The sequence below is a fragment of the Aeromonas sp. PrichA-15 genome, from assembly GCF_017939245.1.
Taxonomy (GTDB): Bacteria; Pseudomonadota; Gammaproteobacteria; order Enterobacterales; family Aeromonadaceae; genus Aeromonas; species Aeromonas caviae.
This window is the reverse complement of record NZ_JAGKRH010000377.1, coordinates 1-344: the sequence shown is the minus strand read 5'-3', so window position 1 is coordinate 344 and position 344 is coordinate 1. Positions and strand designations below refer to the sequence as shown.

1 protein-coding gene is annotated in these 344 nt (G+C 52.3%); it reads left to right on the top strand.

Annotated elements, in window-relative coordinates:
* Positions 1-344 (top strand): winged helix-turn-helix domain-containing protein (locus tag J9889_RS23725; RefSeq protein ID WP_210558463.1); only part of this gene is annotated, 344 nt, incomplete at both ends.

Sequence of the window (344 nt, the reverse complement as noted above, 5' to 3'; positions counted from 1 at the left end):
CTGGTGCTGCTCATGCAGTTTTCTCCGCAAGATTTTGGTTATCAGCGCAGCCGTTGGTGTACTGAACTATTGGCTATAAAAATCAATCGGTTAACAGGGCTCAATGTGGCAGCCTCCACGCTCCGCCGATGGTTACCTCGTATGGGCATTGTCTGGCGCAGGCCCGTGCCGACCTTGCGGATAAAAGACCCAGCCTATCAGGAAAAAATGGCGAATATCGACGCCGCGCTGGCCCGCTGTGATGCCGATAATCCGGTGTTTTATGAGGATGAAGTCGATATAGACCTCAATCCCAAATTAGGAGCCGACTGGATGTTCAGAGCGCAGCAAAAGCGGGTTGTCAC